Annotated in this window: 27 protein-coding genes, 2 tRNA genes and 1 pseudogene; 11 read left to right on the top strand and 19 right to left on the bottom strand. The window is 69.1% G+C overall.

The window, feature by feature from the left end; translation table 11 throughout:
• Positions 1–21 precede the first annotated feature (21 nt).
• The 6 genes from C471_RS01570 to C471_RS01595 form a co-directional block, all read right to left on the bottom strand.
• Positions 22–741 (bottom strand): fumarylacetoacetate hydrolase family protein, encoded by a 720-nt coding sequence (locus tag C471_RS01570; RefSeq protein ID WP_004046070.1) that lies wholly within the window; start codon positions 739–741, stop codon positions 22–24.
• A gap of 53 nt (positions 742–794) precedes the next feature.
• Positions 795–1,190 (bottom strand): hypothetical protein, encoded by a 396-nt coding sequence (locus C471_RS01575; protein ID WP_004046073.1) that lies wholly within the window; start codon positions 1,188–1,190, stop codon positions 795–797.
• The gene (locus C471_RS01580; RefSeq protein WP_004046075.1) at positions 1,190–1,558 is read right to left on the bottom strand and encodes a hypothetical protein; all 369 of its coding nucleotides are present in this window, start codon (positions 1,556–1,558) and stop codon (positions 1,190–1,192) included. The genes C471_RS01575 and C471_RS01580 overlap by 1 nt, the downstream gene beginning before the upstream one ends.
• Entirely contained in the window at positions 1,555–1,842 is a 288-nt protein-coding gene (locus C471_RS01585; RefSeq protein WP_004046077.1) for a ubiquitin-like small modifier protein 1, read from the bottom strand. The genes C471_RS01580 and C471_RS01585 overlap by 4 nt, the downstream gene beginning before the upstream one ends.
• A gap of 61 nt (positions 1,843–1,903) precedes the next feature.
• Positions 1,904–2,287, bottom strand: coding sequence for a hypothetical protein (locus tag C471_RS01590; RefSeq protein ID WP_049908916.1), 384 nt, complete (start codon positions 2,285–2,287; stop codon positions 1,904–1,906).
• 84 nt (positions 2,288–2,371) lie between these two features.
• A complete protein-coding gene (locus tag C471_RS01595; RefSeq protein ID WP_004046081.1) occupies positions 2,372–3,370 on the bottom strand; it encodes a phosphate signaling complex PhoU family protein in 999 nt (332 codons plus the stop codon).
• A gap of 440 nt (positions 3,371–3,810) precedes the next feature.
• On the opposite strand from C471_RS01595, the gene C471_RS01600 reads away from it, so the two are divergent.
• Positions 3,811–3,921: transfer RNA gene (locus C471_RS01600), tRNA-Glu, on the top strand.
• 96 nt (positions 3,922–4,017) lie between these two features.
• Positions 4,018–5,244 (top strand): cystathionine gamma-synthase, encoded by a 1,227-nt coding sequence (locus C471_RS01605; RefSeq protein ID WP_004046083.1) that lies wholly within the window; start codon positions 4,018–4,020, stop codon positions 5,242–5,244.
• A gap of 67 nt (positions 5,245–5,311) precedes the next feature.
• On the opposite strand, the gene C471_RS01610 is transcribed toward C471_RS01605, so the two are convergent.
• The 3 genes from C471_RS01610 to C471_RS01625 form a co-directional block, all read right to left on the bottom strand.
• On the bottom strand, positions 5,312–5,644 hold the full coding sequence (locus tag C471_RS01610) for a hypothetical protein (RefSeq protein ID WP_004046085.1): 333 nt from the start codon (positions 5,642–5,644) through the stop codon (positions 5,312–5,314).
• A gap of 856 nt (positions 5,645–6,500) precedes the next feature.
• Positions 6,501–7,103 carry a DUF2589 domain-containing protein gene (locus tag C471_RS01620; RefSeq protein WP_004046088.1) on the bottom strand — a complete coding sequence of 201 codons (603 nt, stop codon included), beginning with the start codon at positions 7,101–7,103 and terminating at the stop codon, positions 6,501–6,503.
• 10 nt (positions 7,104–7,113) lie between these two features.
• Positions 7,114–7,746 carry a DUF2589 domain-containing protein gene (locus tag C471_RS01625; protein ID WP_004046090.1) on the bottom strand — a complete coding sequence of 211 codons (633 nt, stop codon included), beginning with the start codon at positions 7,744–7,746 and terminating at the stop codon, positions 7,114–7,116.
• Positions 7,747–7,879: 133 nt separating this feature from the next.
• Between C471_RS01625 and C471_RS01630 the strand changes: the two genes are divergently transcribed.
• Positions 7,880–8,827 carry a D-2-hydroxyacid dehydrogenase gene (locus C471_RS01630; protein WP_004046093.1) on the top strand — a complete coding sequence of 316 codons (948 nt, stop codon included), beginning with the start codon at positions 7,880–7,882 and terminating at the stop codon, positions 8,825–8,827.
• A gap of 37 nt (positions 8,828–8,864) precedes the next feature.
• Here the strand turns inward: C471_RS01630 and C471_RS01635 are convergent, their stop codons facing one another.
• Together C471_RS01635 and C471_RS01640 are read right to left on the bottom strand one after the other, a co-directional pair.
• Entirely contained in the window at positions 8,865–9,230 is a 366-nt protein-coding gene (locus tag C471_RS01635; RefSeq protein ID WP_004046095.1) for a hypothetical protein, read from the bottom strand.
• Positions 9,231–9,388: 158 nt separating this feature from the next.
• A complete protein-coding gene (locus tag C471_RS01640) occupies positions 9,389–9,955 on the bottom strand; it encodes a peptidylprolyl isomerase (protein WP_004046098.1) in 567 nt (188 codons plus the stop codon).
• Positions 9,956–10,097: 142 nt separating this feature from the next.
• On the opposite strand from C471_RS01640, the gene C471_RS01645 reads away from it, so the two are divergent.
• The 3 genes from C471_RS01645 to truA all read left to right on the top strand — a co-directional run bounded on the left by C471_RS01645 (position 10,098) and on the right by truA (position 11,758).
• Complete coding sequence (locus tag C471_RS01645; protein ID WP_004046100.1) at positions 10,098–10,298, top strand: XapX domain-containing protein; 201 nt, start codon at positions 10,098–10,100, stop codon at positions 10,296–10,298.
• Positions 10,299–10,373: 75 nt separating this feature from the next.
• Positions 10,374–10,883, top strand: a complete 510-nt coding sequence (locus C471_RS01650; protein ID WP_004046102.1) for a universal stress protein — start codon at positions 10,374–10,376, stop codon at positions 10,881–10,883.
• Positions 10,883–11,758 (top strand): tRNA pseudouridine(38-40) synthase TruA, encoded by an 876-nt coding sequence (truA, locus tag C471_RS01655; RefSeq protein WP_004046104.1) that lies wholly within the window; start codon positions 10,883–10,885, stop codon positions 11,756–11,758. Before C471_RS01650 ends, truA begins: the two co-directional genes overlap by 1 nt.
• Before the next feature lie 7 nt (positions 11,759–11,765).
• Here truA and C471_RS01660 read toward each other — a convergent pair whose 3' ends face one another.
• Positions 11,766–12,299 (bottom strand): Rrf2 family transcriptional regulator, encoded by a 534-nt coding sequence (locus C471_RS01660; RefSeq protein WP_004046106.1) that lies wholly within the window; start codon positions 12,297–12,299, stop codon positions 11,766–11,768.
• A 443-nt stretch (positions 12,300–12,742) separates the two neighbouring features.
• Here C471_RS01660 and C471_RS01665 point away from each other — a divergent pair, with 443 nt between their 5' ends.
• Positions 12,743–13,669 (top strand): NAD+ synthase, encoded by a 927-nt coding sequence (locus C471_RS01665; RefSeq protein ID WP_004046108.1) that lies wholly within the window; start codon positions 12,743–12,745, stop codon positions 13,667–13,669.
• Positions 13,670–13,703: 34 nt separating this feature from the next.
• Here the strand turns inward: C471_RS01665 and C471_RS01670 are convergent, their stop codons facing one another.
• Positions 13,704–15,179 carry a M28 family metallopeptidase gene (locus C471_RS01670; RefSeq protein ID WP_004046111.1) on the bottom strand — a complete coding sequence of 492 codons (1,476 nt, stop codon included), beginning with the start codon at positions 15,177–15,179 and terminating at the stop codon, positions 13,704–13,706.
• A 91-nt stretch (positions 15,180–15,270) separates the two neighbouring features.
• Between C471_RS01670 and C471_RS01675 the strand changes: the two genes are divergently transcribed.
• Positions 15,271–15,341 (top strand) — tRNA-Gly (locus tag C471_RS01675).
• Between the two features lie 158 nt (positions 15,342–15,499).
• Here the strand turns inward: C471_RS01675 and C471_RS01680 are convergent.
• Together C471_RS01680 and C471_RS01685 are read right to left on the bottom strand one after the other, a co-directional pair.
• Positions 15,500–16,354 (bottom strand): mechanosensitive ion channel family protein, encoded by an 855-nt coding sequence (locus tag C471_RS01680; RefSeq protein ID WP_004046113.1) that lies wholly within the window; start codon positions 16,352–16,354, stop codon positions 15,500–15,502.
• Positions 16,355–16,430: 76 nt separating this feature from the next.
• Positions 16,431–17,798 (bottom strand): KaiC domain-containing protein, encoded by a 1,368-nt coding sequence (locus C471_RS01685; RefSeq protein ID WP_004046116.1) that lies wholly within the window; start codon positions 17,796–17,798, stop codon positions 16,431–16,433.
• Between the two features lie 121 nt (positions 17,799–17,919).
• On the opposite strand from C471_RS01685, the gene C471_RS01690 reads away from it, so the two are divergent.
• Positions 17,920–18,747: an NAD(+)/NADH kinase gene (locus C471_RS01690; protein ID WP_004046118.1), complete on the top strand. Its 828-nt coding sequence runs from the start codon at positions 17,920–17,922 to the stop codon at positions 18,745–18,747.
• Between the two features lie 172 nt (positions 18,748–18,919).
• A complete protein-coding gene (locus C471_RS01695; RefSeq protein WP_004046120.1) occupies positions 18,920–19,597 on the top strand; it encodes a TVP38/TMEM64 family protein in 678 nt (225 codons plus the stop codon).
• Positions 19,598–19,872: 275 nt separating this feature from the next.
• Here C471_RS01695 and C471_RS01700 read toward each other — a convergent pair whose 3' ends face one another.
• The 3 genes from C471_RS01700 to aspS form a co-directional block, all read right to left on the bottom strand.
• Positions 19,873–20,673 (bottom strand): DUF4382 domain-containing protein, encoded by an 801-nt coding sequence (locus C471_RS01700; RefSeq protein ID WP_004046122.1) that lies wholly within the window; start codon positions 20,671–20,673, stop codon positions 19,873–19,875.
• 1 nt (position 20,674) lies between these two features.
• Complete coding sequence (locus C471_RS01705; protein WP_049908917.1) at positions 20,675–20,971, bottom strand: hypothetical protein; 297 nt, start codon at positions 20,969–20,971, stop codon at positions 20,675–20,677.
• Positions 20,972–21,149: 178 nt separating this feature from the next.
• Positions 21,150–22,454: an aspartate--tRNA(Asn) ligase gene (aspS, locus tag C471_RS01710; RefSeq protein ID WP_004046126.1), complete on the bottom strand. Its 1,305-nt coding sequence runs from the start codon at positions 22,452–22,454 to the stop codon at positions 21,150–21,152.
• 531 nt (positions 22,455–22,985) lie between these two features.
• Between aspS and C471_RS01715 the strand changes: the two genes are divergently transcribed.
• Positions 22,986–23,297, top strand: coding sequence for a hypothetical protein (locus tag C471_RS01715; RefSeq protein WP_004046133.1), 312 nt, complete (start codon positions 22,986–22,988; stop codon positions 23,295–23,297).
• A 21-nt stretch (positions 23,298–23,318) separates the two neighbouring features.
• On the opposite strand, the pseudogene C471_RS17925 reads toward C471_RS01715, so the two are convergent.
• Positions 23,319–23,475 (bottom strand): annotated as a pseudogene (locus C471_RS17925) (nickel pincer cofactor biosynthesis protein LarC); the annotation flags it as partial.

Here is a 23,475-nt window from a genome sequence, read left to right on the forward strand (position 1 = left end):
CGGTGGCGCGTCCCGCTTCCGCTACTCCCCGTCGACGACCGGGTTCGACAGCGTCCCGACGCCCTCGTAGGTGATCTCGACGCGCTCGCCGGGCTCGACGAGCCCCGGGTTCGCCGGGCTTCCGAAGGCGATGCAGTCGCCGGGCTCGAAGGTGAAGCGCTCCGAGAGGTACGAGACGATCTCGCGGGGGCCGAACAGCATCAGTTCGGTGTTGGCGTCCTGTCGCTGCTCCTCGCCGACGGTCGTCGAGATGTCGAGGTTCGTCGGGTTCACGTCGGTCTCGATCCACGGGCCGAGCGGCGCGGAGCCGTCGAACGCCTTGCGCGCGGTCCGGCCCTGCTGGTCTAACGCGTCCACGTCGTTGAGCATCGTGTACCCGCGGACGACGTCGGGCACGTCCGCGGGCTCGACGTCGCGGCACCGCTCGTCGATGACGGCGACCAGCTCGCCGGCGTAGGTCAGCTCGTCGGTCCACTCGGGGTACCGGATCGGCTCTCCGTGCGCGAGCAGGCTCGCGGGCGGCTTGATGAAGAAGTCCGGCTCCTCCGGTCGCTCGTACTCCATCTGGTCGAGCGTCTCCGCGTAGTTCCGACCGACGCAGTAGAGCGCGCTCGGGTCGCAGGGCGGGAGGAGCCGTCCGTCGCGGCCGACCTCGTACCGGCCGTCGTCGGCGACGACGGTCCCGTTCTCGTAGCGTCCCGAAACCGGTCCATCCGGCGTGAGCAGGCGAGCGAGTCGCATGCCGACACGTCTGCGCGCGGCGTCGAAAAGGCGTCGGTGACCGCAACGATCCCTCACTCCTCGCCGCGGTCGTCCGCGACGCCGATCACGACGCCGGACCTGATCTCCAGGGCGGTCTCGAACTCCGCCCGTCGGTCGCCGCCGCCGGCGCGCTCGACCGCCGCCTCGTGGGCGCGAGCGACGGCGTCGCGCTCGCGGTCCGTCAGATCGATCCGATCGCCGACTCCGTCCCAGTGATCGGGCTCGACGAGGAAGGCCTCGCGGTCCGGCTCCGCCGTGATCCGCTCGTACCGGCGGCGATACCCGTCGATCCGCGGACCGAGGTCGGCCTGCACCCGCGCGAGCAGTTCGGGGACGCGCTCGGCGGGGACGCTCGCGAGCGCCGCCGCCTTCACGAGGGGCGTCCCCTCGATCGGGTACGGACCGGGTGATCCGTTCTCGTCGGTCATCACCCGCCCGCACGCATCGCCTTCTGCCGGTACTTCGGAAGCAGTTCCGCGAGCGCGTCGGGGTCGCCCGCGAACGAGGCGGTCACCTCCGTGAGCGAGATGGCACCTGCGGCCTTCACCCTCTCCGCGCTGAGCGCGACCCGCCACCCGTCGCCGTCCACGCGGGTCGCTTCGGCGGGGTCGTCGGTGCCGACGAGTTCGCCGCCGAGATTGACGAGGTAGTGGGCGGCGAGCCGCCGCGAGATACCGCGGTACGCGACCACCTCGCGCTCCCATCCCTCCTCGGCCGGCGGCTGAGACGCCGGCGCGTCGTCGACCGATCCGCCGTTCCGGCCTCCGACGTTGTTATCGGCTCCGGCGTCGGTCATGTCCCTCCTCCGCCGGCCACGGGCGGGAACACCGAGAGTCGGTCGCCGTCGTCGAGGGCCGTGTCGAGACCGTCGAGGTGGAGGACCTCGCGGCCGTTCTTCAGGACGTTGATCTGCGGCGCGAGGCCGCCGTCGGCGATCAGGCGGCCGTTCATCCCCTCGTACTCCGCTTCCAGCTCACGCAACACGTCGCCGACGGTCGACCCGTCCGCGAACTCCGCGCTGACGGTCTTCCCTCCGGCGGCCTCGCGGAACGTCGCGAAGAACCGCAGTTCGAGTTCCATACGTGTCCATCGTACCGCGACGGCTTAAAAACGGGCGGCACCCTCGGGATCGACGCGTTCGCTACAGGTCCGACAGGCGGATCCCGTCCTCGACGAGCCTGAAGTTACGTTCGCGGTCGAGGTCGTCGCCGAGCCACTCGTGTTCGGACAGCTGGCCGATGAGCTCCACGTAGAGGTTCCGCCACGCGATGGCGTAGATCGGCGACTGCCCCCACGCGCGCAGCTCCGGGACGAACTCGTGGTACGTGCTCGCCTGCGCCTCCATGCGCTCGACCGCGTCGGCGACGACCTCGGCCGCCTCCTCCGGCTCCGCGCCCGCGATCTCGTCGTTCAGCCGGGACTGGATGCCGGCGATCGCGCGTCGCATGTCCTGCTCGGCGGTGCCGTCCTCCTCGGGTAACGACTCGACGACGCCCTTCGGCACGCCGAGTTCGATCTCTGGCATACCGATCCGTCCGACGGCGACGCCCAAAAAACCCGCTTCCCCGGCGATCCGACCACCGGCCCTCGTGGAGCGTGGGGCGTCAGGTCACGGCGTCGGCGCGGCCTTTTGGAGCGCCGTCTCCGCGACGTTGCCGCCGTAATCGGCTGATCGGAGCACGGAATCGACCACCAGTCCGAGCAGCTGTGCGCGGGTGGGGTCCAGATCGCGGAGCAGTTCGTCGATGGCGCGCACCCGCTCGTCGATCGCCCGGACGCCGGTGCGCGCCTCGTTCGCGAGGCTGGTCGCCTCCTCGCTCTCGTCCGCGAACAGCGAGTCCATCGCGGTGTCGATCACCTCGACCGCGTCGCCGTAGAGGTCGTTGACTGCCTCCACGACCTCGTCGGGGAGCGGCTCGTCGATGTTGAGCGTCAGGTGGGCGATCTTCGTCGCGTGGTCGCCGATCCGCTCCAGTTGACGGGCGCTGGAGTGGTAGTCGAAGCACTCCTCGCGTGGGAGTCCGAGCTCCTCGGCCGCCTTCGGCGTCCGGAGGGTCGCTCGGAAGATCCGCGAGACGACGAGCCAGAGCCGATCGAGGTCGTCGTCCCGTCCGATCACGTCGCGCGCGAGGTCGTGGTCGCGCTCGGAGAGCGCCGCGATGGCGTCTTCGAGCATCGACAGCGAGATTAACCGCATCCGCGTGACGGCGTTGTGGATCGACAGCTCCGAGGAGTCGAGCAGGTCCTGGACGACCACCCTGTCGCGGGTCTCCTCTAACACCTCCAGCCCGACCAGGCTCTGGACCGCCTCGCGGACCGTCGACCGCTGCTCGGTGGTGATCTCGGCGCCTTCGAGTTCGATCACGTCGAACCCGCTGACGTACATCGTCGTCACCGCGCGGGTGAGCGCCTGCCCCGACAGATCGGAGATGTCGAGCGTCCCGCGGGTACGCTCCTCCTCGGAGTGCGGCGTGAGGAACAGCGAGTCACCGTCGGGGTGGAACTCGATCTCCGTTCCCGCTTCGACATCGTTGTCGGTCGCCCACGTCTTCGGGATCGAGACCGTATACGTCGAACCGCCGGTGACTTGCACCTTCCTCGTCTCCATGTCTCGGTATCGCACCTCGTCTCCCTTAAGCCTATTCGAAATATATACTGCACTACAACGCTCTCTCTGCGCCGATATACGTGGTTTTAAATGTTATCTCAGAGAACAACCGCCAAAAATACGGTCCAGTAAATATGCAAACCTAGATTATATATCCCTATATTCCTCTATATATCTTTCTCGGGGCGCGATCGAGACGCCGAATTTCGAGATGAATCGCGGGGAACGAATTCGACGGTTTCGCTCCCGATCCCCGTGCCGGCCGTGACCGTCGTCGACGCTCGGGATGCCGACCGAGACGACGACCGGAACCGGCCCGAAGCGAGGGCCGACGACGGCGCGGAGCCCCGCCCGAACCGCGCGACGCGACCCTGACGACGCCTCCCACGGTGACGCGACTTGAGAAGAGTTAAATTGGATGGGGCACAAGCCGCAATTGCGCTCGGTTGGTGTAGTCCGGCCAATCATGTTGGCCTTTCGGCAGACGCGGCGCGACGGAGCGCCGGTTTGGAAGACAGCCGACGACCAGGGTTCAAATCCCTGACCGAGCACTTCTCACAGTCTCACGTCGTCAGCGGCCGCGTTCGGTGTTCGATCTCTCGTCTCGGAAGGGAAAGAATCACTCTACTCGGCGACGACCGTTCGGTATGAGCGACCGATCCGACGACGCCGAGAGTGATGTTTCCCACGAGGCCGACGCTCCCCGCGAGGCCGACGCCGCCGACCGACATTTCGAGACGCGCGCGATCCACGCCGGGCAGGAGCCCGACCCGGAGACGGGCGCGCTGATGACGCCGATCCACGCGAACTCCACCTATCAGCAGGACGCGCCCGGCGAGCACCGCGGCTACGAGTACAGCCGAACCGGGAACCCCACTCGGACCGACCTTGAGGCCAACCTCGCCTCGCTGGAGTCCGGGAGCCACGCGCGCTGTTTCGCCTCCGGGATGGCCGCGATAAACACCGTTCTGAATCTGCTCGAATCTGGCGACCACGTCGTCGCCGGCGACGACGTGTACGGCGGGACACACCGCATCCTCACGCAGGTGTACGAGCAGTACGACATCGAGACCTCCTTCGTCGACACGACCGACCACGACGCGGTCCGGGACGCGGTCCGCGAGGGGACTGAGTTGGTGTGGGTGGAGACGCCGACGAACCCCCTCATGAACGTCAACGACATCGGCGCGCTCGCCGAGATCGCGCACGCGAACGACGCGCTCTGCGCCGTCGACAACACGTTCGCGACCCCGTACCTCCAGCGGCCGCTCGAACACGGCGCCGACATCGTCTCCCAGTCGCTGACGAAGTACCTCGGCGGTCACTCCGACACGATCGGCGGCGCGCTGATCGTCGACGACGACGACCTCGACGAGCGGCTCGGCTTCTACCAGAACTCGGTGGGTGCGACGCCCGGCCCGTTCGACTCCTTCCTCGTGTTGCGCGGGACGAAGACGCTCTCCGTCCGGATGGAGCGCCACTGCGAGAACGCGATGGAACTGGCGGAGTGGCTGGAGGACCACGACGACGTGAGCCGCGTCTACTACCCCGGCTTGGAGAGCCACCCGGACCACGAGCTCGCGGCCGAGCAGATGGACGCGTTCGGGGGGATGCTCTCGTTCGAGTTCGACGGGACCCTCGACCAGGCGTCGACGGTCGTCAGCGAGACCGAGGTGTTCACCCTCGCGGAGTCGCTCGGCGGCGTCGAGAGCCTGATCGAGCAGCCGGCCGCGATGACCCACGCCGCGATCCCGCGCGAGGAGCGGCTCGCGGCCGGGCTCACCGACGGACTCATCCGGGTCTCGGTGGGGATCGAGCACGTCGACGACATGAAGGCAGACCTCCAGCGGGCGTTCGACGCGGCGCTCGCGTAACCGTCGACATCGCGGCGCCGTCGCTCCGTGGCGCCGCGGCGCCGTCGGTTCCTGCCCTGCTCGCCCGTCACTCGACGTCGAGGTCGTCGATTTCCGCCGTCTGCCGTTCGAACGCCTCGCTGTGGTTCTGAGCGATGGCGGACCCGAGCGCGCCGATACTCCCCGTGCCGTCGAGCCACGAGACGCTGCCGTCCTCCTCGAGGAACCCGAAGCGCCCCCGGTCCTCATCGATGACGAGCACGCCGGCGAACAGGCCCGTCGTTCCCTCGGCGATCGTCACCTCGTACCCCCGGTCCTCCAGTTGCTCACGGTAGCGCTCCATGCGCTTCCGGAGCGACGTTCGATGGTCGGTGCGCAGCGGATCGAAGTAGTCGTCGAGTGGTGGATCGGTCTCAGTCATTGTTTCGGTCGGTTTCGGCGTCGTCGTTCGTATCGGTCCCGTCGTCTCCCGTCCCTCCGCGGTCGCCCGGATCGTCTTCGGTCGGATCGAGCAGATCCGATTCCGTGACCGCGTCGAGGTCGAACGGGAGGACCCCCTCGCTCCCCGCGGAACGACGTGCAGACGGGCCGCCGCCGTCGGCGTCTCCGCGGCGATCGCTCCTCCGCTCTTCGGGCCCGCCGTCCTCGTTCTCGCGTTCGCGCTCCTCCCGCTCCGCTTCGTCTTCTTCTCGCTCGCGTTCGCGCTCCTCCCGCTCCGCTTCGTCTTCTTCTCGCTCGCGTTNCGTCTTCTTCTCGCTCGCGTTCGCGCTCCTCCCGCTCCGCTTCGTCTTCTTCTCGCTCGCGTTCGCGCTCCTCCCGCTCCGCTTCGTCTTCCCCCTCCCGCTCGTCGCTGCCCCTCGTTGGTGACGATGTCCGTGGGTGGTGACCGCCGTCGGACCCCCCGTCTTCATCGGAAGCGTCGGGGATGGGGAAGCGAACGTCGACGGTGTCGGGCCCCCGGGGCCCGGCTCCCGACTCGGGAAGGGATCCCGCCTCTAACATATCGTACACCTCGAGATCGATGTCGATGGCGGTGTCGTCGTTCGACTCGGACTCGGTCACGACGAGTTCCGTCCCGCCCTCGGTCTCGCGCGCCTCGAGTCCGACGTCGAGCGTCACGGAGAGGTCGGCCGCGTGGTAGACCGGCACACTGGCGTCCTCGGGCAGCCGCCCTGACTCGACCATCCGGCGAAGTCGCCGCTGGCCGTTGATCAGCGCCAGCGTCTCGGCCTCTGCGGCGGCGTCGTACACCGCTGCGAGGTAGCTGTCGAGCGTCGTCATTCTCGTGTGATCTCGTCGAGACTGGGCGATCGGTCCTCGATTCTCTCCACCGATCCGGACTCATCGCGGATCGCGCCGTTCGCCGTCCGTTCGAGCATTTCCATACCGGTCGACTGGTTGTCGATCTCGGCGACCATCCGGATGTCGAGATCGAACTTCGCCTTGGTCTTCCGGGAGAAGGTGGTCTCCTCGGAGGCCGGTGACACGCGGAGGCGGCTCGGGGAGAGCGTCGGGAGCCCCGCCGATCCGCCCGACTCGTCCGAGTCCTCCTCCCGCTCTCTGGATTCCGTGTCGACGATCCGCGCGGAGAACTCCTGTTCGATCTCGCGGACGACGAGTTCCGGAACCGAGAGGAACAACACCAGCGGCACCGTGAGCTGCCGGCTCGCTTGGCGCTGTTCGCCCGTTTCGGGGTCGACCTCGGTCGTCCGGTACTCGAAGGAGACCGTCCGCAGGTCGCCCTCGTCGTCGAACCCGATCTCTCGAACCAGCGCGAGCGACTCGGTCTGCGCCTGAATGCTGGCCTCGACGGCCGCGACGAGCGGCCCGGAGAACAGCGACGACAGCGGGAGGTCCGCGAGGGTGTCAGTTCCGTTCACTGTTCCCCGTTCAGCTCGTGTTCCCGTTGCTGTTGCCGTTCCCGTTGCCGTTCCCGTTCGATGAGTCGTCGGCGATGGTCTGTTCGAGCGCGCCCATCAACCGGTTTACTCCCTCCGGCGGCTCGACCGACTCCGCCTCCACGTGGACCGACTGGTCGTAGGTCCGCTCGATCTCCTGTCCGCGGGACGACGAGCGCTGGTAGCTCACGCTGACCTCGGATTTGGTCTTCCCCTGGAGGAACCCGAGGTTCGCGCTCGCCTCGGTCGTCTGTTGGTACCCGAACTCGAACTCGCTCGACTGCTCGTACGACTCCACCGAGTTCAACTTGACGTTGAAGTCGATGGTCACGTTGCTGACCTCGAAGTACGGGATGTTCAGGAGCAGCAGCAGCGGTACGGACAGCGAGCGCTGTTCGGTCGTCTCGTTGCCGCTGTCGTCGACAGTGCGCTTCTCGTACCCGAACTCGACGGTCACCGGTTCGGGCTGTCCGACAGTCGGCTCGGTGAAGCCGACCGATCTGATGAAATCTGCCGCCGTCATCGAGGCCTTCGCGTTCGCCTCCACGGCGGCCCGAAGCGGCGTCCCGATCACCTCCTCGTAGGGGATGCTCCCCAGTTCGGCCGCGAAGTCTGGATTGGGCATAGGTAACAATCGACACTCTATTGTCAAGCCACTAAGTCTTTACGGGATCTGAGGTGGGAAACAATCGATCACCAGTCGCTCATCCGCTGCCGCAGCACCCAGGCTTTTGAGGGGAGTCGTCGAACACGGCCGCATGACCGACCCAGATGTCGTCGTGCTGCGACAGACGATCCACGGCTCGGACGGCACCGAACTGGCCGCGGCGATACGGGAGCGGCTCCCAGACAGATCGGTCGCGCTGGCGCGGACGCCGGCGGAGGAGCGCGAGCTACTCGAAACCGCCCGGATCGCGGTCGGGCTCGACGTCGACGAGGAGCTGTTGGCCGCGGCCGAGAACCTGGAACTCTTCGCGTGCGTGTTCGCCGGTACCGGTCACCTCCCCCGCGAGGCGTTCGAAGACCGGGGCGTCGCCCTGACGAACGCCTCGGGAGTCCACGAGCCGAACATCGCAGAGCACGTGCTCGGATCGATGATCACCCACGCCCGCCAGTGGACGCGCGCGCACCGCCAGCAGGAGCGCCGGGAGTGGCGGAGCTACGAGACGACCGAGGTGTACGGTTCGACCGTCGCCGTCGTCGGGCTCGGCGCGATCGGCTCGGCCGTCGTCGATCGGCTGGAACCCTTCGACGCGGACTCGCTCGGGGTCCGGTACTCGCCCGAGAAAGGCGGCCCCACCGACGAGGTGTACGGGTTCGACGGGTTCCACCACGCGATCGCGGACGCCGAGTACGTGGTGCTCGCGTGTCCGCTCACGGAGACGACCCGCGGGATCGTCGACGCCGAGGCGTTCCGGACGATGCGGTCCGACGCCGTCCTCGTCAACATCGCGCGCGGACCGGTCGTCGACACCGACGCGCTCGTCTCGGCGCTCCGAAACAGCCGCATCCGCGGGGCGGCGCTCGACGTGACCGACCCCGAGCCGCTCCCCGAGGACCACCCGCTGTGGGGGCTCGGCAACGTCACGATCACCCCGCACAACGCCGGCCACACGCCCCACTACTACGAGCGCGTCGCCGATATCCTCGCGGAGAACGTCGACCGGCTCGACGCCGGCCAGGAGCTGGAGAATCGGGTGGTGTGAGGAACGGCATTCCGAACTGGAAAACAGTGAACCGTCGTCACTCGCCGTCTTCGGGAACCTCGGTAGTCGCCTGTTCGATCGGGAAAATCTCCGTATCGGGGGCGTCGAACGGACCGTCTGTGCCGGTGACCCACGCGGAGAGGTAGACCGTACAGGCCGCGATGATCGCGAACGGCAGTTGTAGGGTAAACACGCCGTAGACGAGCGTGACGACGATCGCGGCCCGGGCGAGTGTCGGTCGATCTGCGCCGCCGTAGTACACGAGCACCGCGGTGATGAACGACGAGAGCGCGACTCCCGTACCGAAGAGGAGGTTCGCCTGGAGAACGACCGCGTACAGGAAGACGGCGACGCCGAACAGAACCAGTCCCGCCACAGTGGCGGAGTGTTTGGTGGAGGGCATCCGACTCACACATCAGCGATCACGTACTTAAAGGTGCGTTCGGTCTCTCAACCGGAAGCCACTCCAAACGCTCTCGACGGCCCGCCGGAGGCGGTGACGGCGGCACCGCCGCCGCTGCGGTGGGAGGATCGTTCACGCGCGGACCGCGGATGGCCGTCCTACTCGTCGACCGTGACCTGCTCGATCTCGACGGTGTCGCGGGGCTCGTCCTGGCGGTCGGTCGGGACCGAGCCGATCTCCTCGACCACGTCCATCCCGTCGATGACCTGCCCGAAGACGGCGTGCTTGCCGTCGAGGTGGGGCGTGGCGTCCAGCGTGATGAAGAACTGCGAGCCGTTCGTGTTCGGGCCGGAGTTCGCCATCGAGAGGATACCGGGACCGTCGTGAGTCAGGTCGTCGTGGAACTCGTCGTCGAACTGGTAGCCGGGGCCGCCGCGGCCGCTCTCCTGCGGGTCGCCGCCCTGGATCATGAAGCCCTCGATGACGCGGTGGAAGACGTTCCCCTCGTACAGCGAGTCGCCGCGGACCTCGCCCGACTCGGGGTCCTCCCACGTGTTCGTGTCGCGAGCGGGATCCGCGTCGGCGGCGGGGTCGTGGCGCGCTAACCCGAGGAAGTTCTCGACCGTCTTCGGCGCGCGGTCGGCGAACAGCTCGACGACGACGTCGCCGTGGTTCGTGTGAAGCGTCACCTGCGGGTTGTCGGGATCGGAAACCTCTCGTGCCATGTCCCTTCGGAGGGGCGCCCGTCTGAAAACCCTGCCCATCCGCGGCGTCGGCGAGACGGCGGGCGAGTAGCGAATCAGCCACCGATCGCAGCGCATCGGTCGGAACGCCGGTCTTATGAGCCGACGCCGTCGAGCCACCGACATGAGCTCGACGCCCGTGTTGACGATCGCGGCGCTCGTCGTCGGCCTCACGGTCGGCGCGCTTTTCGCCTTCCTCCGCGTCCCGATCCCGGCCCCGCCCGAACTGCCGGGCGTGGTGGCGATCGTGGGGATCTACCTCGGATTCAAGCTCGTCGGCTACGCCGGCGTCGGCTTCGACCTGCTCGACGCGCTCGGGCTGTAGCGTCGCCGCCCCCGCGACCGCCTCGGGCGGGACACGGCCGGTACCGTTTTGCACCCGGCGGGCGGACCGTCACGTATGTACGACGAAATTCTCCTCCCGGTGGCGCCGGGCGGGAAGGCGAACGACGCGATCCCGCACGCGAAGAGCATCGCCGAGCGGTACGACGCGACCGTGTACGTCGTCTCGGCGATCGACACCGTCGCGCAGACGCTGCGCGGTCCGCAGGCCGGGGCCTTCGCGGAGCGCGTCGAGGACGCGGCCCAAGAACGCGTCGAGACCGTGACGGCGGAGCTGGAGTCGGCCGGCGTCGACGTGGTCGGCAACGTCATCCAGGGCGAGCCCGTCGACGTCATCGAGAACGCGATCGACGACGTGGGCGCCGATATCGTCGTGATGCCGAGCCACGCCCGCTCCGGGATCCAGCGCGTCCTGCTCGGCAGCGTCACGGAGAAGGTCGTCCGCGTCTCCTCCGTCCCGGTGGTCACCGTCCCGATGGCCGACCGCGAGGAGGAAGCGGCGGCGGAAGGAGAAGCCGCTGAGAACGGGAACGACGACGCCGGCGCGGGCGACGATCGCGACGCCTAGTGACCCACGGTCCGACGGCGTCCCGCGCGTTCCGGGTCGCGTACGACGGCCGCGAGTACGCGGGATTCCAGCGCCAGCCCCACGCGACGACCGTCGAGGGGACCCTTCTACGAGCGCTCGCCGAGCACGGGATCCTCGACCGCGGCGACGGACCGACGCACGCGACGCCGCCGGGATACGCCGCGGCGGGGCGGACGGACGCCGGCGTCTCCGCGGTCGCGCAGACGGTCGCGTTCGCGGCGCCCGACTGGCTCACGCCGCGGGCGTTCAACGGACACCTCCCGGGCTCGGTCCGGGTGTGGGCGGCTGCCGACGCTCCGACGGACTTCCACGCGACCCACGACGCGGTCAGACGGACCTACCGCTACCACCTGTACGCGCCCGCTCGCGGCGACGGTGCGGATCGCGACTACGCCGTCGACGACGGCCGGGTCCGCGACGCCCTCGTCCGGTTTTCGGGAGAGCACGACTTCCACAACCTGACGAGCGACGAGACCGGAACCACCCGCGATCTGACCGCGAGCGCGACCCGAGACGGCGACCTCCTCGTCGTCGAGGTGAGCGCCGGGGGGTTCCCGCGGGCGCTCGTGCGCCGGATCGTCGGCGCGGTCCGCGCGGTCGGTCGCGGTGCGGCCGACCCGTCGCTGATCGACCGACTGCTCGCGCCCGAGCCGGTCCCCGGCGAGCGCGGCGTCGGTCCCGCGCCGCCGGAGCCGCTGGTGCTCTGGGACGTGCGCTACGAGGGCGTCGCGTTCGAGGCCGACCCAGAAGCGGCGGAGAGCGCGCGCGTCGCGTTCGGAGAGCGGTACCGCGACGCCCGACACGCCGCGGCGGCGACGGGCGCGATACGGGACCGGATCGCGGGAACGGACTGATTGTGAGCTACGCCGCCCGCTCCCTGCCGGGCGTTTCCATGCCTTCGACGCGGACCAGCAGGGTGTTGCCGTCGACGTGGGTCGCGTCGACGACGCCCGAGAGCCGGAGCCCCGCGCCCGGCGTCGGACCGACGGTCACGCGGTCACCGGCGTCGAAGGAGCCGACCGGCCCGCGGATCACGAGTTCCGCCCGACACAGGTCGGGGTTGGCGACGCTGGAGAGGTCGATCTCCTCGACGTTCACCCCCTCCACCGGGTCGCCCTCGCGCTCGACGGGCGTGCTCGCGGCGTCGTCCATCCGCTCGACGCCGAGCGTCTCGTAGGCGGTGTCGGTCGGGACGTACCCGCCGTCCGGCCCGGCGACCCCCTCGACCAGGCCGATATCGCGCAGGCTCTGCATCCGGTTTCGGACCGTGCCGGCGTTGCGGTCGATCGATTCGGCGATCTCTCGGCCGCACACCGGCCGATCCGCGTTCTCCGCGAGGTTTACGAGCGCCGTGAGCACCCGTTTCTGACTGCTCGTGAGCTGTATCGTCGACATGGACACATCGAACAATCTCTGATGTATAAACGTTTGGTTATTTCCACCTTATATTGTTAGTAGACTCATTTTTCGGGGTATAAGTTCATGATAACCATGAAATATGGATAAATGCCCTGAACATCTCATATTTCTCTTCTGAAGTCGATATAGTGTTTCTTCTTGACGATGTATGGACAATAATTGGACATTCAGTACAGATAGTCCGACAAAATATATCTTACACTGCGTAGTGTGGGGAAGTCCTTAAACAACCCTCACCGAGAGTATTTACCCGTTCGTTCGGAATCGGGGAGTGAACATGAGCTTTCGAACCGGCGCCCGCAGGTGGCTGCGGCGCACACGGCTCACGAGGATCGCTCGAACCGTTCGAGGGTCGCGCGCTTCGAGCAACCGCCCTCTCGACGGACCGGTCCCGAGCTCTCCGTTCGGGGGACGCACCGATGGGTGATCCGCGGTCGACCGCGTTCGAGTCGGGAGAGGTCCCCGACCGCTCCGCGGCGGTGACGTCGACCGGCGGAGACGCACCGACCAGCGACCTCGCCGGGACTCCCGACGACGCCGACGACTCGTTCGACACCCCCGATCCGACCGCGGAGCGCGACCGGATCCGGGCGTTCCTCGACGACGCGGTCGCGGCCGCGAACGCGGAGGGAGTGGTCGTCAACCTGAGCGGCGGCCTCGACTCGACGGTCACGGCGGCGCTGGCCGTCGAGGCGCTCGGTGCCGACCGCGTGTACGGGCTGATACTCCCGTGCAACAAGGTGGGCGCGCCCCACGCTCGCGACGCAGAGGCGCTCGCGGACGCGCTCGGGATCGACCACGACACGGTCCACCTCCAGCCGCTGTTCGCCCAGTTCGGGGCCGTCGCGCCCGACCGGTTCGATCTGCACGACGAGCCGATCCGCTCCGGGAACGCGATCGCGCGGCTCCGGATGGCGATGGCGTACCTCGCCGCCAACGCGACGAACCGGCTCGTCTGCGGGACGACCAACCGGAGCGAACACCTGCTCGGGTACGTCACGAAACACGGCGACGGCGCTGCCGACCTGCTCCCGCTCGGTCACCTGTACAAGACCGACGTTCGCGCGCTCGCCGAGAAGCTCGATGTGCCCGAGTTCGTCGTCGAGAAGCCGCCGACCGCGGGCTTCCTCCCGGGCCAGCGCGACGCCGACGACCTCGGCGCGCCCTACGACGTGATCGACGCCGTGTTGCGGCTGGGCGTCGACCGCGGGCTCGCCGCCGAGGCGATCGCCGACCGGTTGGCGAGCGGGGTCGACGAGGAGACCGTCACTGACCTTCTCGCGCGTCACCGCGCCTCGGCGCACAAGCGCACGGCCCCACCGATGCCGACGAGGCGACGCGACTGAGCACCGGGCGGTCGCGTTCGCTTCCCGCCCGACCCTACTCCCACTCGGCCGGCCAGAGGTCGGCCGCGCGCATCCCCGTCTCGAAGTCGGCCTCTCGCAAGGCCGCGATCAGGTCGTCGCGATCGAGCCGGGGCGCGTCGCGCTCGGGGGCCGCGAACTCGGCGACGAGCAGGGCGACGAGCATCGCGTGCTCCCGAACGTTCCGGTCGTCGACCTTGTCGCGGGTGTCGGCGTGGGTGTGTCCCCACCCCCGCCCCCGATCGCCCGAGTCGCTGTGTAGCTGGAGGGCCGGCACCCCGCGCCGGACGAAGGGCCACTGGTCGGAGAACGGGTGCGGCTCCGCGTCCACCGCGATCGGCTGGTTGGTGCCCGCCGACACCGCCTCGGCGACGGACGCCGCCGTCTCGGAGGCGTGCGCCAGCGCCACGAGGTCGCGGAACCGGCCCGCGCCGTCGACGTTGATCACCCCTTTCACCCGGTCGAGATCGACACGCTCGGCCAATCGCTCCGCGCCGAGGAGCCCGACCTCCTCCGCGCCGACCGCCACCACGTCGACGCCGATCGGGAGGTCCGCCTCGGTCAGGATCTCCGTGGCGGTGACGACGGTCGCGATCCCGCAGCCGTTATCGAGCGCGCCTTCCGCGATGTCGTGGGCGTCGTAGTGCGCGAGCAGGAGGAGCCGCTCGTCGGTGTCCGGGCCGGCGTGGCCGACCACGTTCCGGCTCTCGCCCGGCGCCGTCGACGCCTCGACCGACAGCTCGGCGGTCGCCGCGGGACTCGATCCGGCGGCGATCCTACCGCCCGCGCCGCCTCCGCTGCCCGCGCCACCTCCGCCACCTCCGCCGACCGCGTACTCCCGGAGCCACGCGCCGGTCTCCTTCGAGACGCCGACGGCGACCGCGTCGGCCTCCTCGCCGAACGTCAGCGACCCCGTCGGCGGGAGCTGGCCGTCGAGGTGGTTGACGAAGACGAAGCCGACCGCGCCCGCGCCGATCGCGTACCCGAACTTCTCCATCCGGTGGACGAACCGACCGCCCTCCGGGGTCGTCGTCGACGCGACCGCGATCCGCCCCTCGACGTCCCGCTCGTCGATCTCGGCGGGCGTGCCGTACCCCACGTCCACGAGCTCGCCGGTAACGTCCCCGCTCGGCGAGTACGGCAGGGCGAGCGCCTCGAACTCCCGGGTCGCCGCCGCGCCCTTGCGTCCGGGCGCGGTCACCCGGAGCGTCGCGTCCCCGCGCTCCCACGCCGCCATCTCGAACGGTCTCGTCTCGACGCCGGAGAGCCCCGCCCGCTCGAACGCGTCGGCGACGACCCCGGCCGCACGACGTTCGCCCTCGCTACCGGCCATCCGGCTCCCGATCGCGGTGAGGTCGGTGAGGAAGCGCCGCGGCTCGCCGTCGGTCCACGTCCGGCCGAGCGCCGGGGCCAAGTCGGCGCGTCGCTCGCGGACGCGATCGACGGCGGCCGAGTCCGCCGATACGTCCGTCTCGTTCGGCTGTGAGTGCATGGAACCGACTGCGTCGGCGGCGGGTTAAGCGTGTGGCTCCCGGCACCGGAAACGCTACGTTGAAGTGGGAAGGTCGGATACTCACGAGTGAGCACCGTTGGTCCAGTGGTAGGACATTAGCTTCCCAAGCTAATAGCCCGGGTTCAATTCCCGGACGGTGCACTTCCGACTGACTTCGTCAGTCGACGTTTGCCTCGCTTCGCTCGGCAAACTCCCTTCGGTCGTGCACCGTCCGTTGTCACGCTCGCTCCGCTCGCGTGACTCCCGGACGGTGCATTTCTCGACTGTCTCTGACTTGACGAGCGAGAGCCTCGCCTCGTTTACGCCCCGTCGGCGTCCTCGACCCTGAGATCCCCCGTGATCGCGTGCTGGCTGGTCGTGCTGAGGTCGATCCCGGCCGCTCGGCACCGCTCAGTCACGGTCCGGATGTACTCCGAGCGCGTCACCGAGAACTCCTCGCGGTCCGGGTCGGCGATCCAGAAGCGAGCCTGGAGGTCGATCGCCGTGTCCGCGAGGCCGGCGACCCGGACCGAGGGCTCCGGATCGGCGACGATGTCGTCGTGGTCGGCGGCCGCGTCCAGCAGGATGCGGGTCGTCTCGTCGATGTCGTCGCCGTATCCGATTCCGAAGGTCGTCGAGATGCGGAGCGTGTCGTTGCTCATCCGGTTCGTCACGGCGTTCGTCGCGATCTCGGTGTTCGGTACCGTGATCGTCTCGTTGTCGAACGTGCGGACCCGCGTCACCCGGAACCCGATGTCGTCGATGAAGCCGGCGTTGCCGTTCCACTCGATCCAGTCGTCGATGTTGAAGTTCCGGTCCTGGACGATGAACACGCCGGCGACGAAGTTCGACAGCACGTCCTGGGCCGCGAAGCCGACGGCCAGCGTGAGCGCGGCCACGATGAGCGCCGAGCCGCCGAGAAACCCGGTGAACCCCGCGGCCCACGCGCCGACGACAAGCGCGCCGACGACGGTCCCGACCCCGATCAGCTTCTCGACGGTCCGTTCGAGGGTCGGTTCGAGCTCCCGACGGTCGAACACCCAGCCGACGGCCGGTCTGACGACGTACGTCCCGAGCAGGTACGCCGCGCCGGTCACGAGGAGGAACTCGGCGATCTGCGCGAGGAGCCCGACGTACTTCGGAACCAGTTCCGTGCCGATCTGTGACGCGGCCATGACTGACACACCGGCGGGCGCGGAATGAACCTTGTCGTGTTCGTCGCGCCGACGGAACCGGGGCGCGTGGCGCGGGCTAGAAGATGTTCGCCTGTCCGTACACCGAGATGCCGGTGTCGGTGATCTCATACGGCTTCGACTGCCGGGAGTGGTTCGCGTCGCGGATCTTCTGGATCTCAACGGCGAGCCGCGTCTCCCGGAAGTCGGTTCCGCGGATGTACTGAAGCACGAACACCGCGTCGGTGAGGTACTCGACGATCCCGTGGCGGGAGGCGTAGGGGTTCTCCTCGCTCGCCTCCGAGGTGAGCAGGGTGGTGACGCCGGCCTCCTTCAGCGACCGGGTGAAGCCGAACACCTCCGAGCGGCGCTTGGCCGGATGGTCGTACATCATCTCCAAGAGGGAGACGGAGTCGAGCACCAGGCGGTCGGCGTCGAACTCGGCGATGAGCCGGGTGAGGTCGTTCCGGATCGACGCCAGCGAGTTCGCCATCTCGATCGGGTCGATGGCGACCACCGCGAGTCGGTCCGCCTCGGCGTGCTCGCGGAACGACCACCCCTTCTCCTCGGCCGTCGAGAGGATCGACTCGCGGGTCTGTTCGAGGGTGATGTAGATCCCCTTTCGGTCGGATTCGAGCGCCTCGTTGAGGAACTGGAGCGCGAACGTCGTCTTCCCGGTCCCGGCGCCGCCGATGACCGACAAGAGGGAGCGACGCGGGACCCCGCCGAGGATCATCTCGTCGAGCCCCTCGATCCCGATGTCGGCGCGCTCGATCGACGACTCGAACTCGTCGGGGTCGACGTCGAATTCCGTCGACGCGTCGCCGCCCTCGTCGCCGCCGAACTCGCCGAATCCGACATCGTTCGGGCCCCCCGAGTCGGCCGCGGTGTTCCCTCGGTATCCGCCGAAGGGGTCCGCGGATCCGCCGCCCGTCGGTCCGCTGTCGGTCTCCCCGCCGCTGGGCGGTCCGCCGTCACCGCCGCCGCCGAGGGGATCGCTCTCTCCGAACGACCCGCCACCGAAACCCCCGCCGGAGTCGGTGTTCCCCTCCGACGACCCACTGCCGAAGGGGTCTTCGTCACCGAACGACCCCCCACCGAACGACTCACCGCCGAACGGATCGCTACCGCCCGGCCCGCCCTCCTCCGACTCGTCACCGTCGGATTCGTCATCGCCGAACACATCGCCGTCGAGGTCGTCGAGATCGTCGCGGTCGTCGTCGGGCCCCTCACCGACGTCTCGCGACGAATCTCGCTCGCCCTCTCGGATCCCACCGAACGGGTCACTCCCGCGTTCGTCCCCGCCGTCGTCGGGTTCCCCGGAGTCGGACGACTCGTCGATCACAGCGCTTCCGTCTCTTTCGCTCCCGTCGCTTTCGTCGTCCTCGTCGTCGGCCGCACCGCTTTCCCGCAACGCGCGCTCGAACCAGTCGTCTTCCTCGCTCATGGTCCCAGTCGGCCGTAGGGGGGCGACATGGTTCCCGCAAGGCGGGCCGGCGGCTTGAAACTTTCCGGAACCGCGGTCCGATGTCCGCATCCTTTTGTCCGGCGGCGAGGATCGGTGGCGCATGGAGGTCGGAATCGTGGCGCGGAAGGGGAGCGAGCGCGCGGTCGCCGTCGCCGACGAGCTGCGCGACGCGGTCGTCGGCGCCGGGGCGTCCGTCTGGCTCGACGCGGAGACCGCCGACGCGCTCGGCGAGCCGGAAGCCGGCCGCGCGGTTGACGCGCTCGACGCCTGCGACCTCGCGGTCGCGGTCGGCGGCGACGGGACGTTCCTCTTCGTCGCGCGCAACGCCGGCGACACCCCGATAGTCGGTGTCAACCTCGGAGAGGTCGGCTTCCTCAACGCGGTCCCCCCGGAGGCGGCCGCGGAGGCCGTCGTTTCGGAGGTCGAGGCGTTCGACCGCGGCGAGATGGACGTGCGGGAGGCCCCGCGACTCGCCGCCCGGACCGAGGACTGGAGCTCCGTCCCCGCGGCCAACGAGGTCGTGATCCAAGGCGGACGGCGCGGCCCCGGCGCCGGGATCGACTACGAGGTCCGCGTGGACGGGAGCCGGTACGCCGGCGGCCACGCCGACGGGGTTCTCGTCGCGACGCCGACCGGATCGACCGCGTACAACCTCTCGGAGGGTGGGCCGCTCGTTCACCCCGCGGTGAGCGGACTGATCGTCAACGAGATGGCCGCCGCGGACGGGATGCCCCCGCTCGTGATCGACGCCGACGCGACGGTGACCGTCGCGGTCGAGGGGGGCGAAGAGGCGGTCGTCGCCAGTGACGGGCGGAACACGACGACCCTCCCCGCCCCGGTCGAGGTGACCGTCGAGCGAACGACTCCGCCGATGCGGATCGCGGGCCCGCCGTCCGACTTCTTCGAGGCGCTCGGGAAACTGTCGTGAGCCGACGGGCCTGAGTCGGCCTCGGGCGGCTTCGCTCGACGAGTCCGCGGTCGAAGCGCGACAGCGCGAACACCTCCCGACGGGGTTCCGCCGGGAGTTCGTCGAGGAACCGATGACGCCGCGTCCGGAGCGCTCCACAAAGCGTTTATCGTCCGAGGGAGCACGACCGTTCGTGAATCGCCGAACCGGTGTCGTCGGATACGTGCTCGCCGGCGTCGCGTTGGCCGCGCTCGCTGCGGTCGCGTGGGTCGTCTCCCCCGAGGCCGTGCTCGGGCCGCTGACGTGGCTCGCCGACGATCCGGTCCGGTTCGGCGCCGCGCTGGTCGCGCTGACGGCGATCAGGCCGCTTCTCGCGTGGCCGACGACGCTGCTCGCCGTCGTCGCCGGCTTCGGGTACGGGTGGGTCGGCGTCCCGATCGGCGTCGCCGCGATGGTCGCCACCGCATTCCCGCCGTACTGGTTCGCGCGAGCGGGACGGGTCCGAGCCCGCGAAGGCTCTCGGGTCGCCGACCGGCTCTGCGGCGCGGGCGAGCGGCTCGCCGACGCCACCGGCGGCGTTCGAGCCGTCACCGCGACCCGCCTGCTGCCGGTCCCCTCGGACGCCGTCTCCGTCGCCGCCGGCGGGTCCGGGATCCGCCTCCGATCGCTGCTCGTCGGCACGGCGTTCGGAGAACTCCCGTGGGCGATCGTCGGCGTCGCGATCGGCGTCTCCGTCGACCGGCTCGCGGACGGCGGTAGCGCGTCGATCGATCCGACCGTGTTGGTCGCGATGGCCGGTCTCGGAGCGCTGCTGCTCGCCGGACCGCTGTATCGGACGTTTATAAGAGATCGCGCGTCGCCGATCGCGTGATCGGCGATGAGCGCGACGTGCGTCGCTTCGCGCCGTCGCGCCGAACGAAACCTCGACCGTCCCGGCGCGTCGAACCGCGGCGGGACGGTCGAACGGGTTGTGTGCCTCCGACGAGGGACCGATTCCGACGTGCATTCCCCTGGTCCCCGAATCCCGGGACCGCTCCCAGCCCTGACCCCGAAGCCGCGGTCGGTTACGACCGGACCGGCCGCCGACCGATGCGGCCGAACCGCGGCTTCAACGGGGGACCGTAGGGGAACGCGACGCGTCGCCGGCTACTCCGCCCCGCCGCCGCTTCCGTCGTCGCTCTCGTTGGTCCCGTCAGTCTCGTCGTCCGCTCCGTCGCCGGCTCCGGAGTCGCCGTCCGTCTCCCCGTAGTCGACTTCGATCCCGCTCGGAACCGGGCGCAGGAGGTATCGCCCGTTTCCTCGCAGCACCGGCGCGAAGTCGGCGGTGAACGTCGTCCGCGTGTTCTCGCGGATCTCGAACGGCTCGTTGAACTTCAGCGGCGCGTTGCCCGGGAGGTCGACGGTCGCGTCGCTCCCGTCTGTGAGCGTCCCGTCAACCGCCGAGACGTCGAGCTGGAGGAAGGGGTACTCGCCCGTCCGGAGCTCGCGCTCGTCGATCAGCTGCGTCTCGCCGTTCTGGAGCTCGACGAGGTCCGCCTCCTGCGGCTCGTCGAACTCGTGGTACTCGCGGCCGTCGGCGTCGTCGCCCTCCTCGTCGCCCGTATCGGCGTCGTCGCCACCGCCGTCGGTCGCGTTACCGTCGTCGCCATCGCTGTCGGTCGCGTTACCGTCGTCGCTGCCGCTATCGGTCGCGTTCTCGCCGTCCGTCTCGGTCCCCTCCGCGCCGCCCTCGGCGCCCTCGGACCCGAGCCAGATTCCCTCGATAGTGACCACGAGCGACTCGAAGTCGCCGATATCGGCGGGCTGGTCGGTGACGGCGGTCGCGAGCGTCCCGGTCGCGCGGCCCACGCAGCCGGCGAGTCCGGCCACGCCGAGCGCGGCGGCGCCGGTCGCCTGCAGGTAGGTCCGCCGGTCGAGCGCGTCGAGGTCGGTCGTTCGGTCCGTCACGTTACGCCACCTCCTCGTCGTCCGCGCCGGAGCCGTCGCCGTCACCAGCGTCACTGCCGGCGATGTCGCTCACGGATTCACCCAGGTCGTCGACGCCGCCGGAGAGGAAGTCGTTGACGTTACTCAGGACGTCGCCGACGAAGTCCGGCACCTGATCCGGCAGGTCGCTCGGCGGTCCCGCGTCGCCGGGCGCGTCGCTCGGTCCGGGGGCCGCCGCGACGGCGCCGGCGGCCGCGCCGGTCCCGATCAGTACCACCGTGGCGAGCGCCACGATCAGCGTCGTTCGGATCGCGTTCATGACGGTTCCCTCTCCGACCGCTGTCACCTTTAATACCCCGAGCCGTTCAGCCGAATTTCGCCCGATTTAATTCGGTTTAATCGCCAGACGTGAGGCAGCCGCTCCGATATCGCCGTCGGTAACGGTGGGGATATAAACAAAACAGGAGCGGGAGCGCCGTCGGGTCGCGCGCGCCGTCTCAGGGCTCCAGCCGGTTCGGGTCGCGCGGGAACATGATCGCCTCCTTGATGTTGTCGAGGTCGGCGACCTTCTGAACGAGCCGGTCGATGCCGAGGCCGTAGCCGCCGTGGGGCGGGGTCCCGAAGCTGAGCGCCTCGATGTAAAACTCGAAGTTACTCGTCTCGACGCCCTCCTCCTCCATGACCTCGACCATGCGGTCGACGTTATGCTCGCGCTGACCGCCCGAGGAGAGCTCCTGGCCCTTGTAGATGAGGTCGAACTTCCGGGAGGCGATGTCGTCGCCCTCGACGTCCTGCATGTAGTAGAACTTCTCGTCGGGGTAGCCGACGACGAAGAACGCGGGATGGCCCTGCTCCTCGAAGTGCTCGCCGAGCAGCTTCTCGCCCTTCGTGTCGAGGTCGGCCGGGTCGTCCGGGAAGTGACCGAACTCGGTCTCGAGGATGTCGAGCGCCTCGTCGAAGGTGATCCGCGGGAAGTCGTCCTCGGGCACGTCGAGGTCGACGTCGAGCAGGTCGAGCTCGCGCTCGGCGTTCTCGGCGACCTCGCGGAGCGCGTACCGCAGCGACTCCTCCTGGACGTCCATCACGTCGTCGTGGTCGTCGATGTACGCGAGCTCCACGTCGAACATCGCGATCTCGGAGACGTGCCGGGAGGTCGCGAAGTCCTCGGCGCGGAACGCGGTGCCCGTCTCGTAGACGGCCTCGTAGCCCGACGCCATCAGCATCTGCTTGTAGAGCTGGGGGCTCTGCGACAGGAACGCGTCCTGGTTGTAGTAGAGGATCGGGAACAGCTCGGCGCCGCCCTCGGCGCCGCCCTTCGAGATGAGCGGCGTCTTGATGTCGACGAACCCCTCGTCGTCGAACCACTCCTCCATCGCCGTCATGAGCTCCGAGCGCAGGGTGAACACCGCGAGCGTCTCCGGCTTGCGGAGGTCGAGCGCGCGGTTGTCGAGCCGGGTCGAGAGGTCGACCTCGATGTCCTTCGAGATCTCCAGCGGGAGCGGGGAGTCGGCCTCGTCGATGACCTCGTACTCGGTGGGCGCGATCTCGACGCCGCCGGGCGCCTGATCGCTCTCCAGCGGCTCGCCGACGACCCGGACCACGTCCTCGGCGCCCACGTCCTGGACGGCCTCGAACAGCTCCGGCTCGCGCTCCTCCTTGAAGACGATCTGGATGAGTCCCTCGCGGTCGCGCACGATGAGGAAGACGAGGCCTCCCAGGTCGCGGATCTCGTGGACGTGGCCGGCGATGGCGACCTCGTCCGCGTCCGGTTCGACGTCCGACGTGTGGATTCGCTCGATCATGACGGTGGCTGCTTACGCGCAACTGGTCGGGCGTTCGTCATAGGCCTGTCGTCTCACCCTCGACGGAACCGGGCGATCTGGGTCATCTGCGCGGGATTCGCGGCCCCCAGCCACTGCGGGCGACCGTCACGTGTAAGTGAATCGGTAGCTATCCACACACTCGCCACAGATTTAACAACTCCCCGGCAGATCGAATCGGTAACGGCGCTCTGCGCCGCCGGAGTCCACGTATGACCCGCCTCCGTTCCACCGCCTCGGCGTCCGCCGCCCTCGTCAGCGGCGCGCTCATCGGCTGGAACGGCTACGGGATTCCGGAGACACGGTCCGTCCGCCCGACCGCGTGACGCGCGTCGGCTGGGGGAGTTCCCCGCGGGACGGACCACACCCCGACTTCTCCAGCCGCCGCTGTGTCACCCGCCGACCGCCGGACGCGACCGTGTTCCCCTCGCGAGCGTCGGGTCCGCCGAAGCCGGACCCGCGTTCGAGGCCGCGGACTGGTCCGCGCCGCGTTCGACTCGCGGCGGGGGGCTCATGGCAGCCGCCATCCACACGCAGACCGTGGAAGCGACCGTGACGGTACGCGTCTCGCAGGCCGCCGCCGGCGACCTCGCCGCGGGCGCCCGAGCGCAACTGGAGCGAGTCGAGGGCGTCGACGTCGAAGCCCTGTCGATCGCCGGCCTCCAGCCGGGGCTCAACGACACGACCGTCGAGGCGGTCGCGACCCTCTCTGTCCCGGAGGCGGACCGGCCCGTCGAGCGCGCCGCCGACCGCGCCGCCGACCGGTTGGCCGACGGGTTCGGCGTCGAACCGGAACGGGTCGAACGGGTCGATCCGCCGGGGTGACCGGGCGACCTCGATCGGGGACTACTCCTCTCCGAGCCGGTCACGCACGTCGCTCTCCGCACGCCGGAGCACGTCTCGAATCGGGGTCCCGGTCGCTCCGGCGACCGCGGCGGCGTCGTCGTACTCGGCGCTCACGTCGTAGACGTCGCCGTCGGCGGTCGACGCGACCTTCACCGTC

This window comes from Halorubrum saccharovorum DSM 1137, assembly GCF_000337915.1.
In the GTDB taxonomy this organism is placed as follows: domain Archaea; phylum Halobacteriota; class Halobacteria; order Halobacteriales; family Haloferacaceae; genus Halorubrum; species Halorubrum saccharovorum.